The organism is Sphingobacterium faecium (assembly GCF_003054045.1).
In the GTDB taxonomy this organism is placed as follows: Bacteria; Bacteroidota; Bacteroidia; order Sphingobacteriales; family Sphingobacteriaceae; genus Sphingobacterium; species Sphingobacterium faecium.
The window spans coordinates 101,585-119,221 of sequence record NZ_QBKH01000009.1; the positions used below are offsets into that span (position 1 = coordinate 101,585).

Here is a 17,637-nt window from a genome sequence, read left to right on the forward strand (position 1 = left end):
ATTTTAAAATTTAAGACTTACGTTAAATCCATAAATGCGCGTTGCAGGATTGATGTATAATTCACCAAACTGCCCGTCTAACCCCATACCACCAGTTGAACCTTCTGGATCAATAAACTTATTACTTTTCGGTGTCCACACAAATGGATTGTTGACAAATGCAGTAAGAGCAATATCACTTAGTTTTACTGAATTCACCCAAGTTTTTGGAAAGTTATAAGTCAAAGAAAGGTTACGGATCTTTCTGAATGACCTATCTAAAAGATAGTATTGTCCTCCATCGACACCACCTGTCTTATTCCAATAATTCTGAAGTCCACTCGTAGACATTTTTATTGGATTATTATTTTCTGAAAATGTTCCGCTTCCATTATCAACTACCGAATTAGGGATAATAAATGGGTTCCTATCATTGTACATGGTTTCAATTCCGTTCCCCGTAAATTGCATTAAATTCTTTGTCCGCGAAAACATATATCCTCCTTCACGTATATCCAATGCCGCACTCAAAGTAAATCCATAAGCACTAAAAGATGTGGTAGCACCCCCAACCCATTTAGGTTGAATATTTTTACCCGTACTTTGAACATCTGGTGTTAAAATTGGTAAACCATCTTCACCTACAATTAATTTGCCGTAATGCTCGCTATTTTTATCATCAACATGTTGTGCAAGATAAGTGTAGAAGGTTCCTAGAGGTTTCCCTTCTTCCGCATACATGTATACAGCATCATTTCCTGCTGAAAAACTATTTACCTGGAACTTACCACCAAGTTCTTCTGGCAAGGAAACCACTTTATTTTTGTTAACTGTCAAATTCAAATCTAAATCCCAACGGAATTTATCAGTTTTTACAGGAGTTGTACTTAATAATAACTCTATACCCCTATTGCGTACATTACCCACATTGGTAACAATTGTTGCAAAACCTGTAGCTGGATCGGTCGACAATGGGAAAATTTGATCAGTACGGGTACGACTGTAATAGACAGCATCTAATCCAATACGACTATTTAAGAATTTCAAGTTAACTCCAGCTTCAAATTCCTGATTCATTTCCGGTTTTAGCGTATTACTTCCATTTTGAGTGCTTAACAAGAATGAATTTTTATTATTGAAAGGGAAGGCCGCAATACTACCCGCATAATAACCAGCAGCTGCAGCTTGTATATATCTTGCAGAAGTTTGATAAACACCAGCATCATTACCTGTTTTACCATAAGCTAAACGGGCTTTACCAAAATTTAAAATACTATTCTTAGGCAAATTATTTGTGAATATCCAGCTTAAAGTAGCTCCAGGATAGAAATAATGATTTTTTTCTACAGGCAATGTAGAAGACCAATCATTACGAGCTGTTAGATTCAAAAATACAGTTTCATTATATCCGAACGTCATATCACCGAAAAGTCCGATTAATCTACGTTTCGATTGTGATTCACCTAAAACTGATCTTGTTGCACCATTACTTAATTGCCAAAAACCTTCATATAATGCTAGGCTTTCAGTAGTACCATTCATACTTGTTGCATATCTTTCATTTAAATTCATCCCTAAAATTCCAGTGAAAGAAAATTTATCAAAACTTTTATCATATGTTGCCAAGAAATCATGGTTCAATTCATAGTTACGTCCATAAGATACCGCCACAGAGCCAGACTGGTTCATATTTGAAGGCGCATAACCATAATCGTTATCAATCAATTTATCATCAAGATTAATTTCAGGTGTTCCAACTTTACGATCATAATCAATATGATCAAATCCAAAACGGTACGTTAAATTTAATTCTTTAATGGGTTTGATATCCAACTGCAGTTTACCGTTAAATTGCTTAGAATTTAACCTATTATAATTATTTGCAAGAGCCCAATAAGGATTTGTAACGCCATAAGGTGTAAAATATGCCTCAGGTGTATTGAAAGGATTTGTTAAATCTTTTTTATCAATTACCGAAATGTCTCTCGGTAATTCCAGTAAACCATCAATGATCGAAGTTCCTTGATAATTCCCCGCTACATCAGTCTTACTTGTATTAAAATTTAAATTTGAAGATACTTTCAGCCAATCTGCAGCCTGATAAGAAGTACGATAAGCAATTGTATTTCTTTTGTAAGAGTCAGCATCTGTAGGCATAATACCATCGTCTTTTACATTAGAATAGGACAAATAGTAATTCATCTTTCTGTCCTCAGATACACCATTAAAAGAAACACTGTTATTGAAGGATTTACCGATATCAAAAAAATCTTTTGCATTATTTTCTTGAGCAGAATATGGGTGAAAAAGTTGCTGATTATTCCATATAGGGCCAAATACTTGTTGACTTCCATCTAAGCGAGGTCCCCACGACCCATTTTCAATATAAGTTTGTTGACCATTCCAGCCTTGACCAAACTCATTTTGCATCAAAGGAAAAACTGAAACTTGGCGCAATTGAATACCACCATTATAGGCAATAGAGAAATTCCTACCATTTCCAGCTTTACCAGTTTTAGTTGTAATAACTATTACACCATTTGCTGCGCGGCTACCGTATAGAGCTGTAGCGGCGGCGCCTTTAAGCACGGTCATTGATTCAATATCATCAGAAGATACAGCAGAAATACCACCACCTTGTATCGTATTACCTTGGGTGTTGAAAGTAGTAGATTGTAAAGGGACTCCATCAACTACGTATAAAGGTTCATTGCTACCGGTCATTGAACCGTAACCACGAATAGTGATAGACGATGCTGAGCCAGGAGCTGGTCCAGTAGAATTGACCGTTACTCCGGCCACCTTACCTGCTAATGAGCTCAACACATTTGTATTTCTTGCAGCAGCTAATTCATCACCCCCGATTTTAGTTGCAGAATAACCAAGTGTTTTTTCGGAACGTGTAATCCCCATCGCAGTAACAATTACCTCTTCTAACTCATTATCAGAATTATCCAAAGTAACATTAAAAGCAGATTGCCCTTCCTTAACGATTAAGGTTTTGTCAGAATAACCAATAGAACGGAAAACGATAACTTTTCCTGTCGGTACAGAAAACGAATAATTTCCATTCGCATCTGTTTGGGTAGCTAGGTTAGATCCCTGAACAGCAATCGTTACGCCAGCCAATGGTTTACCATCAGCACCAGTTACACGACCACTTACCTTTTTATCCTGTGCAAATGCAACAGAGGTCAGAATCATACTACCCACAAAAAAGCTGAGTAATGTTTGTTTCATATGTTTATGTTTATTTAAGTATTTAAAGTCTCTAAAGACTTTGGTTAAGTAAATTTCTTTTCATAAAATTTTAAAAACCGAATCTCTTCACAGTATTCTCAATCTTCAAAATTCATACGCAATCAGAATTTGCACTCAATTTCTATCTTTATCAAGACGAAAAAACGCAATCGATTGTTTATTTATTGTTTAACGTATTCTTATAAAAACTACATTAAAGCTCTATAAATGTTTCTTTGGTCAATTTGGTATCAGCTCTTTACTAAGAGAGATTTAACCTAACAAACTCTTTAATTTCAAAATAACCAGCTTGTTAAAAAATGTTAAAAGCAAAGTTAGAATAATACTTTAATTAACCAACAATCCAAACAAAAGGTAAAATTAGACCTCATTAAAGTATAAAATGATAAGCTTATTAAATGTAATTAAAACGCTTTTTTAATAGGTTTTAATTAACAAAATCTATGATAAAGCTTTTAATCCATCAGTTTTGTTACTATTATAAATTGTAAAGCAGTATTTATTTTTTTAGTTTTCTTTTTTAAAAGATCAGTTAGTACACTTTGTTAAAAAAATGTTAAAACAAATATATACCATTTTTTAAATTTGAAATAGCAAAATGATATGCAAGCATATAAAAATATTCAAAAATATTATAACTACTTGATATTCAGTAAATTATTTTTAACAACATATGTAACAAAAAACTTTACCTGTCAGTTAATCTTATAAAACTTATACTTGTCAATTATTGTCTAAACAATGATTAACGACATAATACAATGAAAACCTAGGTAAAAATTGGTATCCTACCTATACACTGTTATATTTATTCAAAAGAGGCGCTACAGAAATCTTTCAGAAAAATAATCAATACTAGCTCACATCTTAGAATAGTCTATCTCAAAAGAAATAATTTTTTAATTCTAAAAAAATTCACAGCAACAAGAATTTTACAAAGCAAATAGTCCTTTTCTAAAATATGTATGTAGCTTTAAGTTTAAATAATAATAACACACAAAAAAATAAACCATTTACGATCCGATTAATATTAAAACTACATAGATCATAGGAATTATGGTACTCCATTTGAACCAAGAAGAACGTTCTAAAGCCAAACAATAACTACTATCTGTAATATCAAAATTAGAGTTAGATTCCAAATCCTTTCATCTTAGCGACGCCAGGCCAGATATAACTCCTTATTCCTTTTACTTGTTTTACAGCCAGTTCCGCAGACGCAAACTATATAATCAGCTATTCGAATGAAAAACAAGCAAGTTGATGAAGTTATCATTAGACACCATCAGCTCTTAAACAGTTGCGAGGACGTGTACCGTAAACACATTGATATTCAAGAACAACCTAAAGATATCAAATCAATCTTATACACAGCAAAATAAACCAAACACTTCCACTCACCATTTACGTTCTCAAAGAAATGGGAATCTCCTAAACCTTCCTGCAGGAAATCCGATATGCTGTCAACGAACACTTTGATGATATAAAAGTCAATCTCTCCTGTTAACGTTATTGTTTGAAAATTGAGTATATTTTTACTACTAAAGTTTTTACGCTCACAAGACTATTTCATTAAATAAGTTCAACTCCCATGAATATCCTGTATCTCCCAAAAAAAATTGAAGATCATAAATAAATTAGTTGAAAGACACCCTGATTCAAACAGATAATTATAAAAAGAAGGGGTATACCCCCGTTACCCCTACATCATCCGATCAATCTCTCCTTAAAAACAAGACCTAGATCTCTGTAGAGCTGATTATAAAAATCCGCTTAAAAAATCTCATTTCCTACAGGCTACCCCTCCCCCCCACTTGAAGCATCATTCAAGTCCTATATCAGGTGTAGAATACCCTGTTTACTACCCCTAAGCAACACCATTATCCGATTTACCTTTGTTTTAAAGCGTATTTATAATCAGAAGCTGACACTTAAACAGTCCGCTACCTGAAAACGGGAAATAAAGCACAGTAAAACCTTGTTTTAGAAAAAATGAATAGTAAAACACAAATAATTGGGCTCAAAAACCCAATTATTTGGATTTCCTTTTTATGAACTTTAGGTGAACATTTATAAATATCAAAAATTAACAATTTTAAAACTCATAATTATGTTAAAATCACTACAACTCCAGCTCGATGCTACATTTGGCACTGCCGTTGAGGCTCATCATCTCACAATGAAATCACTTATTGTTATGAAAAATGGAAATAACCAGCATTATGAACGGGCACAATCCGAAGCCATCCTACAAGAATTTGATGGTCTATTAGCATTTATCAATCTATTGGACGTCAAGTCTACAGATAAATGTATTATCCCCTTTAAGATCATAAAATCAGATATCCACTTAATCCACCTACTAAAATCAACTGGATCAATCCTGATTAAAGATCTGCAGGGAAATAAAACCTATACGATCAATCCCTTAAGAGGTCGCTACATTTACTTACCAGCAGGTCTGTATGAACTGCATATACCAAAAGGCCAGAGCCATTTATCTAATCTCTATTTTCGTTGTAAAATCTTTCGTGATGGCAATGAACGACCTTTCCATTTTTTACATCCTCTCATTGAAGCCCATCGTAGTCAAATTATATATTCCTGTGTCAGTATAGATTTTGAAGTCGGTACACGTACACGCGCACATATCAAACATTTAGTCAATAATCTAAAAAAAGGAAAACTAGAAAATGAAGAACATATTTTTACCGCTGTCAAAGAATTGATTAGGCTCTCCTCTGAAAAAATTTTTAATGAATATGAACGTGTTGATGGTCATGAAAAAACTGCACTTGCATTGCATGACAGTATCAGAACCTATTGTGAACTCGAAGGACATTCCTTTACTTTAACAAAACTTGCTGAAGACTTTGGCGCTAACTTTAGAAACTTGAATAAGATACACTTCAAATATTTCAACAAAACAATGCAGCAATACAAGAACGAAGTGATTCTAAAACAAGCTACAGATTTAATTTTAGCTGGCAATCCCTCTTCAAATGTATCTGACACCTGCAATTTTAAACATCGTGAAACTTTCAATCATTTCTTTTACCGTCATACTGGTATGAGTCCCACAGAATATTTCAAAACACAAGGTAAATAATTATTCACAGATACATTCCATAAAAAAATAAGAGAAGCAGTTTCACCAAAGACTGCTTCCTTTCTTTATACCTTTCTACATCGCCCCCATTCGGAAGCAACCACAGCAATACAAAAGGCTAAAATCGTCAGGTTCTAAGAACCAAAATCGTCAACCCATCCTCAATCTAAGTCCCGACCTTAGCCTTAGCAATTTAAATAATTAGCCTTAGCAATTTAAATAAATAGCAAAGCGAAGAAAATAAATAGTAAAACTATCAATCATGAAAAAGAAGATAAGACATATCACCAGCAATAGCATCCATATCTTTATGATCATATTTTGGCTATTTGCAGCTACAGATAAGCTATGGAACTTGGAAGCTTTTCACAGTGCGTTACTTAAACAGCCATTTCCATCTTTGTTGGCAGATACCCTATATTGGAGTCTTCCTATTGGAGAACTGATTATCGGATTATTATTTATTGGACAGTACCGTCGCTGGGCTTACCTTCTTTCAGCAATTTTGTTACTCATCTTCAGCATCTATATCAGCCTTGGGGTGATGGGATTGTACTCAAAACTACCATGTGGATGTGCTTCTGTCTTTAATGAACTTTCGTGGCATTGGCATCTTATTGTGAATATTATTCTTTTCAGCCTATCTATATTGGGATGGTACTTGACTGGACCAACCAACCCCATAGATAATAACCCTGATAAGTGCACAGTTCAACCAATCTCCTATAAGAAGTTTTTCGTTCTACTTATCATCTTCTTTCGTACTGAATTTTGTAGGTTAAGAAAAATATTTCCGAAAAAATTCGCATTATTCCCGGGTAGGCCGGTACAAATTTAAATTATGATACGTGATGGTACACCCCGTAAAAAGAGATCCCGAGGAACAGACAGATCGGTTCACCTCGCTAAAGCATGTTACTGATCAATGACAATAAAATAAAGTTTTTTGGAGGACGTTTTTTGCTATTATAAAAACGGGAACACAAGATGAATATCATTAATTTCATCAAAAAAAATGCAATGGCTATGGTAGCTGCAGTTGCAATAATCGGTTTTAGTTCTTTTAATTTGGTGGAAAACTACAATTCAGCTGGTCTGATGTGGTATCCAGTGGATGCTACTGGAAATATCTCCAGTACAGGTAATTCGTCCCCTACGAGTGGATGTAGCGACCAACAACTTCCGATTGTTTGTGAAATACAGTTAGAATCAAATCCAAACGGAACTCCACCTGCAAATCATATCGATGATACGCAGTTAGAGGGAGGATCAGTTCCTTTCTCTTCAGCCAAATTTCGTGAAGAAAACTAAAATCTAACGAATATAATTAAATACCTCCCGCTAATACATACTTTGCGGGAGGTATCTTTTTATATATCATCATTGTGCATAGCTACCTAGATCAACTACCACTTGCGGGAACGGCATAGCGTATCGTAAACTATTTGGTTCTAAAGAATATGTCTCTCCTTCTACGATCTTAGTAACTGTTCGTTCTGTATTTTTATGAAGATTCAATCTTTTCAAATCAGTCCACGCAACTCCACGTAATAACAGTTCTTTACGTCGCTCCAATAAAATACGGCTCAATAATTCATCACTTGAAAGATCTGCTATAGGCTGAAAATCTTTATATCTATTAGACAGCAAAAAATTCAGATCTGATCTACTCTTATCAAGATCGCCACTCCGCAAATAACATTCCGATCTAATTAAGTATAGTTCATCTGTTGCAAGACCTCCAAAATAACCATTCGGACCAGTATATGAACCTTTAAAATTAGTAAGACCATTTTTCAATACAAAAAAACCTTTTTTGCGAAGATCATTATCGCTGTACTCTTTGAGTAATTCCGGACTAATATCAATACGTACTGCCGACATGACCTGCGCATAACTTATAGAAGTATAAAAAACAACCTCAACATTGCCATCTGGAAATGGATAGGCTTTAGTAAGATCCAAATTATTATAATTTAAAAGCTCACCATCTAACTTTATAGCTTCATCACTATTATGCAAAGCACTTTTATAATCCGCCATTATTAAATTAACACGAGATAATAACATGAGTGCTGCTCTCCTATTAGGTTGGTACATATTAATAGATGTTTCATCAAGCAGCTGAATAGACTCCGACACATCATTTTTCATTTGTAAATAAGTCTGTCCAATAGTAGATCGAATTAATTTAACATCTAAATCAGTACCATCTCTTAGCGGCAATCCCGGTTTACCTATATTTTGTTCGCTATAAGGAAGGCAATAAATCTGTGCCAACTGGTAATAAGCCCATGATCTAAAAAACAAAGCTCTACCTTTTACATTGTTATATTTTTTTTGATCGTCAATTTTATCAATTTTATTTAAAATTTCTAAAATCAAATTTGCATAGTAAATCTGTTGATAAAAATTCCCCCAGTTTTCCAAACCAATATTGTCAACAAACAATTCTTCTTTCCACAAATAAGCATTTGCCTGCCATGGAACAAGACTTCGCCAATATGATGAAGGTACTATAAAATCTCCTGCAGCAATATCGCCAAGTGGGCTTGTTCTCCCTTCATTCATGATTGTTGTCCTATTCAAAATAGCTTCGGCATCTGACAAGGTACTTGGAATTACCAACCCTTTTGAAGAACGAATCTCCAACCATTCTTTTTTACATCCCTGAAGAATCACTGTAAAAAGAAAAGTTAAGAGAATGAATATTATCTTTTTATTTTTCATTATAGCAGTTTTAAAGTTTAATAATTCATTTTTAATCCAATCGAAAGCATACGAGGAGATAAATAATATGATGCTGATGGAAAATCAGGATCCAAACCCTTTCTATTTTTCCTCCATAGAATACCCATATTGTTTAAATAGCAATAAACAGATAAATTTGAGATTTTAGATCTACTTCTCAAAAACTGAGACATTGCATAATCTAGTCGGATATCGCGAAGTCGAATATGGTCTCCTTTCTCCACCAATATTTCAGAACGAGTGTACACCATATCTCTATTTGCTACATTTGCAAAGGGATTAGATGGAACATTCGTTTTCAATTCATCTCCTGGTTGCTTCCACCGATCCAAATAATCAGCATGCATCCCTTTTCCATTAGTTACCAAAAGACTATATTCCACTGAATTTCTTCTAAAATAATACCCAAATTTGAATGCGATATTAAAACTAATAGACAGATATTTCCATTGAAGATTATTTCTAAACGCTCCACTATAAATCGGAATACTGCTTCCGTGATCAACGAGTTTATCTAATGCGAGTCCATTAATATATTTGGTATACTCCGTGTTTAATACTCCATCATTTTCTACCAAAGGATTACCAGTCTGTGGATCCAGACCATACCAAGGCAGACTATACATTTCATCAATGGACTTATTTTTTATAGGACGATTATCCATACCTCTAGTATATCCTGAGACTGATACCGTATTATCACCATAGTAGTCTGTTACCAAATTACTCGTGCGTGATATCCAGAATTCATTGGACCATTTCACCTTATTCCCTATTCCATTCAATCCTAGGGTTAAATCGAATCCCTTTGTTTCCATCTTCGCATAATTACGCTTAAGCTTTGCTTGCGTACCTCCGTAGTACACCGTCGGATCAATCAAGTCTATTCCAATAAGGTCGTCTGACTTCTTCCGATAATAATCAAAGGAGCCGTTAAGCTTCCCTTTTAACAATCTAAAATCAGCACCTAAATTAAAAGTAGTGACCTTCTCCCAACGCAAATTTTGATTTCCTGGAGACGTAATTAAAGCCTGCTGTAGATTAGTTGTCGAATTTACACTGTAAGAAACGGTTGGAAAAGCAGTCATACTTCGGTCAATATTACCATTCTTTCCATAGGTAACTCTCCATTTCAACATTTGCACAAGATCATTTTTAAAAAATGATTCTTCCATCATATTCCATGCAACACCTGTTGACCATAGCGGAACACCTTTTTGATTCGTATTCACACCAAACAAATTAGAGGCATCCCATCGGATACTACCAGAAATCATGTATCTGGATCTCCAATCATAACCAAAATTGGCATAATAAGACAAGTAACGGTCAATGTTCTCTCTCAATGCACTAGACGGAAAAGGAATACGACCCGATGATTGCGGACGCAGTGGATAAACTTTTGTATAATCCAAAATCATTTGAGAAGTAAGTAATTCGTCATCATAACCATAAAGAGTATAGTCGTCGAGTTTACTTTTAACTTCCCGTTGTTCCGTTCCCATAAGTAAAACAACACGATTTGATCCAAATTGCTGATCGACATCCAGTTGCAGTCTTCCAGATCTAGAAAGCAGATTTTGTTTACCTTGATTTAATATATCACCATATGGAAAGGCTCGAAAACCATCAGGCTGGGTATAACGATTGACCAAGTTCCTGACATAGTAACCATCTTTTGAATTCAGATTCCGATTATTAGTTATAGCTTTCAAAGATTGTAGATTAAATGAGAACCGTACTCCTTTCAATAGATTATAGTTGACCCCAAAAGTCCAACGATTTTCATCTCTATCCGAGTGCTTATCCTGCAAAATAAGTTCATCCAATGGTCGATAAGACCAATCCAATAAACCTTCCGAAGATGCATTTTTTACGTAGTCAAGATTATAGTCTTTTACAATAGATGCATGGCTTCCATCATCTTCTTGAAGTGACATGTAGGGATATAGATAAGAAAAGCTTCTAAAATCAACTGCATTGGACAGACTATTCTCGGCTATAAAACCATATGAAAAATCGACATTTAAGTTTTTAATCGGACTATAGCTGAGCGAAGAAGAAAATGTACTCCTTTGTTGCTGATTACCCATATCAGTCATTCGCTTTCCATCCCATCCGCCAGAAAAGAAATAGCTCAATTGCTGAGAACCACCTTGCATATTCAAATTATACTGTTGTGAAAAAGCAGGTCGATATAAATAACGTGAAGCTTGGTCACGAACATCAATTTGAGATAACTGCAGCAACATATTATTTAATTCTGAGTTGCTCAACTCCTTGTTCCTGTGTTTAAATAACATCATAACAACGGGTGATAGTGGAGATTTTGCGACATCATTATACTTCGCATCATAGATACCCCGATTAAAATATTCCTTCTCAAGGTCGAGGTAATCTTTTGTTGGAATAAAGTCATCTCCATACTTTAAGTTTGGTTTGGAAGAGAATGAATTTAATGCATTTAAGGATACTGAGAGTGGATGATCTTTCTTTCCTTTCTTGGAAGTCAAGACAATTACCCCATTTGAAGCACGCGCACCCCATATGGAAGTCGCAGCTGCATCTTTAAGTACGGTAATTGACTCAATATCGTTAGGATTTAGACCCATTATATCACCATCATAAGGAAAATTATCCAAGACAACCAAAGGTGAACCGTCAGCATAAATAGTATTAGCCCCTCTTAATCGCATAGCTACGCGTTCATTATCACCACTAATTTGTCCCACCCTTCTTTTGTCAAATTGCAGCGAGGGTGTAATATCCTCAAGCCTATCCAAAATAGAAGAAGAGGTACTCCGCTGTATTAATGTATTGTCAATAAAATCAAAGCTTCCAGTAGCCCGTTCTTTTGGCAATGAATAATACCCCGTACTGATCTCTACTTCATCCATCAAAATAGAATGAGGTATCAAAGTTACTTGGAGATTAGTTTTATTGATCGCCACTTTTTTAGCCCTGTATCCAACAGACGATATCCAGATTGAATCCTGTATGTCTGAAATGATCTGAAAATTTCCGTCAGCGCCAGATATTGCCAACACTTCAGATCTTAAGTTTTTGATCGTAGCGCCTTTTATTCCGACTTTTGTAATGTCATCAACTACAGTTCCAGTATACCAAGATTGCGCAAAAACTGTATTAAAAAGGTATACTAATCCAATAATAATAAAATATTTAAATTTATTCATCGCTACCACTCCTTTCTACGATCAACATAGGTAAGGTTGACATACCCCTTTTTATACCCAACCCAAATTGATAAAGCGCCTTATCAACAGCATTCAAATCCTTAGGATCTGCTTCCAGCTTGAGACTTACATTACCAGTATAATCTGTCATGTCAGCTATTGGAAGACTATTTCTAAAATTGTTGGTGCGCAAATAGGCAATTAGATTTCTTAATGGTCTATTGACCAAAGTATATGAATTTACATCGGAAGATGTTTTGGGAGTACCATTCTGCATTTGGAATTTTTCAAAAACGGTTTTATCTTTTACATAAAGACAGAATGATTCTACACTTTTATCAACGACATAAGCCTTAACATTAAATCTTAAGGAAAGAAAACGAGAGAGATCCTGTTTGTATAAATCCATCTTTTGTTTTTCCCCCAATTCATTTACATGAGTAAGATAATAGCAATATAAATTAGATTTTTTCCATTGCCTAAGATTGCTTTCGGTCTTATAATCCTTCGTATTAATGAGCTCCAAGGGCAATTCCATCCTTTGCCTAAGCGAATCTGAAATACGCCATATAATCCGATTTTTCATACCACTAAACGGTATATTATCACGGTTTGCATAAAGTAGCAATCCGATAATAGAATGATTGAACAATGTCAATGATTGTTTTTTTTCAGATACTGCAAATATGTTATAAGGCAAGGCTTTTGTAAATGAGCTGCTAAAAATAGTATTATCTGCAATCATTTGACTCGTATCCGATATTGTTAATTTATTAAGGTCTGAATGGTCTATCTCTGATTCTTTTTGCAACAATTGAACGGGTTTGTTCATTACAAAATCATTGATGTTAGCAACTGTGGTAAGATTTCCATCCGTTATATAAGTCACTATCCCATCTTTAATCCATATCTGATGAGGGACACTCACATGAGGAAAATATCGGATTAGCATGCTATCGGCATAAATAGTGAACAAATCCACATCATTTTGCTTCAATATATGTTGAGCCGAACTTGTATTATTTTTGGTTACAGGAACCACAATAGCATTCTCATCCAACAAATTTAATTGAGCAGACAACTCTTTTAATTTATTTATGCACGGAACACACCATACAGTCCAAAAATCCAACAGGATCAACTTTTTATCACGGAAATTATTTAGAAATATCCTCTGACTTCCCTGAGCGTAGTTCAGTACGTCCAAAGGTAAATGCCACAACGCTTCGGGAATAGTATCTCCCACCATAAGTGGCTTAATCTTATTAAGCCCATCAGCCCCGCTGTCCTTGCGGGGCGTCTGAGCTGATAAACTAAACATAGAAACCATCAGGACTAATAGCGAGTAAGTCCTGATACTCTTCAATTCCGTTAAAACACAATCAAGAAGATTGAAAAACATAAGCACCCGTAAAGAAAAAGCCCTTCCTGCTTTCATTATCTTACAATGATTACGTTGAACGAAAGCATCAATATCACTGGCAATCGATCGATTTAAGATTGATTTAAAGAGGTTTGGCGAATTATTATTGCAAAACCACCGATTCCCTTGCTTAAATAAATTAAATCTCTTAAAAGCGCTTATTTGAATTAAAAAATTATTGAGGCATCGATCAAGTATAGATGAAGCAAAGATAGAGCGTTGATAGTGCATGGATAGTATATCAACGGATACCGTTTTACGCACTATCCATGCTAGACCATTACTTAACATATGCACTACGCATGCTTGGGAGATACATGAACAACCGTGTTCCCGTGCTGGTCTAGGCTCCTCCTGTACATCCGTAGCCAAAAATTGATCCAAATCATCCATTTGGTGTTTTACTGCATTTCTTCGACCTTTCTTCGCCCTTTCTTCTAGCCTTGTTCTACCTCCACTCAAGGCGGCTTCGAGGCGGCTTCGACTCTCCCTACACGTACGTCGAAGCGGACTCGAAGCCCACTGGGAGCCCACTCGAAGCGACCTAGAAGATGGGGCGAATTTGGTTAGGAAAAATTCAGCATTTATTCTTGTTGATATTTCTTGTTCAACTCCTGTTCTAGTGTTATTCGAGTCTACTTCGAGACTTACTCGAAAATCATTCGAGTCTTGTTCGGGTGCTGTTCGACTGCGCTTTGAATGGCCTTCGGAAACTTGCCGAACAGCAGTCGAAGAACTACCGATGGATTTCCGAATCAATCCAAAACCAGTCTCAACTTTATCTCGAATGATTGTCGAACCTTCATCGAAGGCATATCGAGAACCAGAACTGTCATTAGTTGCTTGTGCAATAGTATTTTCTACTGCATTTTCAGAAACAAAATATTTAGGTAATACTCTATGGTTACTGCACTTGTTTTTAATCGTATAAATGGTTTTGATAATACCCTTCAAATAGGCATGTACTGTCCCATCCTTATAAAAATTGTTCATTTTTTCATAAGTTAAATCATACTTAATGGCACGAAAGAGATCGCTTCGCTAAGTATTTAAGGTTTATAATTTTGGCGTTTACCTGTGCGCAATAGATATCCAAAACAGCTTCCAAATGAAACTAATCAGGAGCTTGTAAAATTGCGCCTAGGCTATAAATAAATGATGGAATCGAAAAGCGTAAATGGTTATCATAAAGGTAATATACTGGTCTACGGTACGCTTTCATCGATTCTAAGACATCATAATGTCTTGTAATCGCATAAAGATTAAGGGGGATTTTTTTTGCTTACTCCAAATAGTTTTATTAACTCCATATTTTAATTAATTCAAAAAGAAGTGAATACCTAAAAATTAGAAAACCTTAATAATTTTTCCAAGACTTATTAGTTAGATTAGCCTGCTTATTTAAACCCTAGTAAAGAATTCCGGTTTGAAAAATAAAAAATATAGTTATACGGGAGGTGTTTCAATAGATCTAAGTCTTTTCAATATGAAAATCTCAGATATATATAAGATTAAGAAAAGGTACCTCCCTTGCTCAATGGTTGAGCGTGAGAAACTACGCGACCCTAAATTAAGGGAGGACCTCTCTATATGTGTAATGAATTTATTTAAGTTTATATGTTTCATTCTGTATGGTTTTTGGTTTCTCACGCCTTTACCAATGAATGAATATTCAAATATAGCAAGTACTTTTTATTATTCCAAATTTGGAATAATAAATAAATGTTTTAAAATGTCTCTTTGTCTATGGCCGAACAATATATAGATAAAGAGAATCTAGAATTGGTCCGAGATAGACTCTGGTCGATATCTAAAGAAAAAGGAATCACTTTAGAGGATATTGAAGATAGAACAGGATTCAGCTACAGTCAAGTCTACCGGATAGTTAGAGGAAAAAATAACATGTCAATAAGTGGTCTTATTGCTGTATGTAAGGCTTTAGAAGTACAACCCTCAGATGTTTTTAATTTCAGCGTAGAAATGCCAAAACATTTGCCATTAAGAAAAGACCGCAAATAATATTATTCAAATTAAAGATTGGAAATTCTCAATTCGCAAAGTTTGATAACAACTCGTTCTAATAGCTCAACCTTGTTAATCAATTTTTTAAAATCGTCAGGAGAAATATAATAGTCGTCTTGATAACGCGCGTCTAAATAGGCTTTATTTAAGATATCAAACAGCCTATTTTCTTCCCCATCTTCCAAAGGATATTTAAACACATGGTTTAAATCTTCTGATATATGCTTAGCATATTTCCGATATGCTTTTAGTCTATGAGTCTTCGGTTTATAGCCAGTATACACTAAAAGAATTCCGCCGTAAAATTTTTCCGCAGACTGATTTAAGTTAAAAATTAACTCGTTCAAAGGCAGTTTTTTTCTTAGAAACTCCTCACTAATTACTTTAGTTAACGTTAAAAACCGAGATCCACTCTTGATCCATTTTTCATAATATTGAGTTGCAAGAGATTTAATCTGCAGTACAGTTAAAGGTTTACATTTTACAAAAGTAAATTCCCCAGTATCAAACAAAACAATCCCTTCCTTGACGATATCGCTAAAGAAGAACTGTCCCATTTCTAGCCCCTTATTTACATAGTTGAAACTATGAACTATAGGGCTCACATCGTTTTTATATTTTAGAGTTCTATTCTCAATTTTACTAGCGATTTCGTTTTCCTTTTCTCTATCACCTTCAGGAAGTACAACCAAGATGTCATAATCACTTATATAAGAATAGGTAGCTCCCCGTTCCTCATACTCATCCTCAACCCACTTGTCCGAAGTATGGCTGCCAAACAAGATAACCATAGCCGGATCAGCAATACTGCAAATAGTATCTACAATTTCGGCTAATTCTTCCTGCTTCTTTTGTGGCAAATGGGCTAATGTATTCATAGACTAAAGATACAGATAAGTAAATTGAAAGGCAATAAATAATAGAAATAGTAAAGAGTTCCCATTGTAAAAAGAAAGCCTAATAAAATAAGATATGCGCTTAAATGGTACGGTTCATTGAAGTCACTGGCAATAACAATCGTCTCACTCTTACTTTCTTTATCTGCATCTAGAATGATTTCACGTATATCTTCGTCCTGCTTTCCTTTTCTGTTCGTTTCTATAATGCTCGCTACATCCACAATAGGCTGATCGAGCTTTTCCCATGTAACACCATCGTATCCCCTAGGCAGATAACAGGCATAGTTAGTATAATCCAAATGAACAGCATAAAATGTAAAATTTCTATCTGCTACTTGAATTTTACTTTTTAACACATTACCCACCTTATTGGCTTCAGTATATAAGGGTATTTGATCCTTAATGGGGAATTTAGAAATGAAAGCAACATCTAAAGATGGTTCACTGGATATACCATAATACACGGCATCTTTATTTTTTAATTCGGCCAGGATTCGTTGTACAAAATCTGTGTTATTGTAATTCCTTACCTCACTAAACAACACTACGTCTGCTTTCTTAGCAATAATCTCATTTGCAATAGCTGGAAAGCCATCTGGAACCATTGTACCTTCCTGCCAAATATTAATTTGTAGTATCTTCAATTGTGATTTTTTTTGAGCGAGAACCACTTGCCCAACAAAAAAGATAGTCACTATCATTAGAAACTTCTTCATACTTGCTATTGTTTATTTTTTGAAACGCTTATTTTTGTAAATATCCTAATATTTGAAAAAAAGATGCAGTAATTTTCCATTAAACCATTATATATATTAAATTCAAAATTGCTTTTCAATTAGTAAATTACTGGGGTCATCAATTTTCCAAGGTGAATATAGTAAAACTAATCTTTTACATATATCTTTGTAGCGTCCTAGAATAGGTTGACATATAAATTTAACGATAATTATCCTTACTTGACTATTTCAAGTAAGGATTTTTTGTTTATGTACTTGACTA

General features: G+C 34.7%; 11 protein-coding genes. 5 read left to right on the plus strand and 6 right to left on the minus strand.

Features of this window, described 5'->3' with window-relative positions; all coding sequences use genetic code 11:
• Positions 1-3: 3 nt before the first annotated feature.
• Complete coding sequence (locus tag C8N37_RS20820) at positions 4-3,219, minus strand: SusC/RagA family TonB-linked outer membrane protein (RefSeq protein ID WP_211322317.1); 3,216 nt, start codon at positions 3,217-3,219, stop codon at positions 4-6.
• 1,265 nt (positions 3,220-4,484) lie between these two features.
• Here C8N37_RS20820 and C8N37_RS22880 point away from each other — a divergent pair.
• The 4 genes from C8N37_RS22880 to C8N37_RS20835 all read left to right on the plus strand — a co-directional run bounded on the left by C8N37_RS22880 (position 4,485) and on the right by C8N37_RS20835 (position 7,660).
• Positions 4,485-4,622 (plus strand): hypothetical protein, encoded by a 138-nt coding sequence (locus tag C8N37_RS22880; RefSeq protein ID WP_170114575.1) that lies wholly within the window; start codon positions 4,485-4,487, stop codon positions 4,620-4,622.
• A gap of 728 nt (positions 4,623-5,350) precedes the next feature.
• Positions 5,351-6,349 carry a helix-turn-helix domain-containing protein gene (locus tag C8N37_RS20825; RefSeq protein WP_108160736.1) on the plus strand — a complete coding sequence of 333 codons (999 nt, stop codon included), beginning with the start codon at positions 5,351-5,353 and terminating at the stop codon, positions 6,347-6,349.
• A gap of 262 nt (positions 6,350-6,611) precedes the next feature.
• A complete protein-coding gene (locus C8N37_RS20830) occupies positions 6,612-7,187 on the plus strand; it encodes a MauE/DoxX family redox-associated membrane protein (RefSeq protein ID WP_108160737.1) in 576 nt (191 codons plus the stop codon).
• Positions 7,188-7,336: 149 nt separating this feature from the next.
• Positions 7,337-7,660: a hypothetical protein gene (locus C8N37_RS20835; protein ID WP_045753684.1), complete on the plus strand. Its 324-nt coding sequence runs from the start codon at positions 7,337-7,339 to the stop codon at positions 7,658-7,660.
• 69 nt (positions 7,661-7,729) lie between these two features.
• On the opposite strand, the gene C8N37_RS20840 is transcribed toward C8N37_RS20835, so the two are convergent.
• The 3 genes from C8N37_RS20840 to C8N37_RS20850 are packed head-to-tail and all read right to left on the minus strand — an operon-like array spanning position 7,730 to position 14,710.
• Entirely contained in the window at positions 7,730-9,079 is a 1,350-nt protein-coding gene (locus C8N37_RS20840; RefSeq protein ID WP_108160738.1) for a RagB/SusD family nutrient uptake outer membrane protein, read from the minus strand.
• A gap of 17 nt (positions 9,080-9,096) precedes the next feature.
• Entirely contained in the window at positions 9,097-12,294 is a 3,198-nt protein-coding gene (locus C8N37_RS20845) for a SusC/RagA family TonB-linked outer membrane protein (RefSeq protein ID WP_108160739.1), read from the minus strand.
• Positions 12,287-14,710, minus strand: coding sequence for a TlpA family protein disulfide reductase (locus C8N37_RS20850; protein ID WP_108160740.1), 2,424 nt, complete (start codon positions 14,708-14,710; stop codon positions 12,287-12,289). Before C8N37_RS20850 ends, C8N37_RS20845 begins: the two co-directional genes overlap by 8 nt.
• Positions 14,711-15,463: 753 nt before the next feature.
• On the opposite strand from C8N37_RS20850, the gene C8N37_RS20855 reads away from it, so the two are divergent.
• On the plus strand, positions 15,464-15,736 hold the full coding sequence (locus C8N37_RS20855) for a helix-turn-helix domain-containing protein (RefSeq protein WP_045752818.1): 273 nt from the start codon (positions 15,464-15,466) through the stop codon (positions 15,734-15,736).
• An 11-nt stretch (positions 15,737-15,747) separates the two neighbouring features.
• Here C8N37_RS20855 and C8N37_RS20860 read toward each other — a convergent pair whose 3' ends face one another.
• Both C8N37_RS20860 and C8N37_RS20865 read right to left on the minus strand, forming a co-directional pair.
• Positions 15,748-16,617, minus strand: a complete 870-nt coding sequence (locus C8N37_RS20860; RefSeq protein WP_045752817.1) for a HEPN domain-containing protein — start codon at positions 16,615-16,617, stop codon at positions 15,748-15,750.
• Positions 16,614-17,354: an exonuclease/endonuclease/phosphatase family protein gene (locus tag C8N37_RS20865; RefSeq protein ID WP_108160741.1), complete on the minus strand. Its 741-nt coding sequence runs from the start codon at positions 17,352-17,354 to the stop codon at positions 16,614-16,616. The genes C8N37_RS20860 and C8N37_RS20865 overlap by 4 nt, the downstream gene beginning before the upstream one ends.
• Positions 17,355-17,637: the final 283 nt, after the last annotated feature.

Bases quoted from the DNA above. Each gene is read 5' to 3' on its own strand.
- C8N37_RS20860 (WP_045752817.1), bottom strand. From the start codon at position 16,617: ATGAATACATTAGCCCATTTGCCACAAAAGAAGCAGGAAGAATTAGCC.
- C8N37_RS20850 (WP_108160740.1), bottom strand. From the start codon at position 14,710: ATGAACAATTTTTATAAGGATGGGACAGTACATGCCTATTTGAAGGGT.
- C8N37_RS20835 (WP_045753684.1), top strand. From the start codon at position 7,337: ATGAATATCATTAATTTCATCAAAAAAAATGCAATGGCTATGGTAGCT.
- C8N37_RS20830 (WP_108160737.1), top strand. From the start codon at position 6,612: ATGAAAAAGAAGATAAGACATATCACCAGCAATAGCATCCATATCTTT.
- C8N37_RS20845 (WP_108160739.1), bottom strand. From the start codon at position 12,294: ATGAATAAATTTAAATATTTTATTATTATTGGATTAGTATACCTTTTT.
- C8N37_RS20840 (WP_108160738.1), bottom strand. From the start codon at position 9,079: ATGAAAAATAAAAAGATAATATTCATTCTCTTAACTTTTCTTTTTACA.
- C8N37_RS20865 (WP_108160741.1), bottom strand. From the start codon at position 17,354: ATGAAGAAGTTTCTAATGATAGTGACTATCTTTTTTGTTGGGCAAGTG.
- C8N37_RS20820 (WP_211322317.1), bottom strand. From the start codon at position 3,219: ATGAAACAAACATTACTCAGCTTTTTTGTGGGTAGTATGATTCTGACC.
- C8N37_RS22880 (WP_170114575.1), top strand. From the start codon at position 4,485: ATGAAAAACAAGCAAGTTGATGAAGTTATCATTAGACACCATCAGCTC.
- C8N37_RS20855 (WP_045752818.1), top strand. From the start codon at position 15,464: ATGGCCGAACAATATATAGATAAAGAGAATCTAGAATTGGTCCGAGAT.
- C8N37_RS20825 (WP_108160736.1), top strand. From the start codon at position 5,351: ATGTTAAAATCACTACAACTCCAGCTCGATGCTACATTTGGCACTGCC.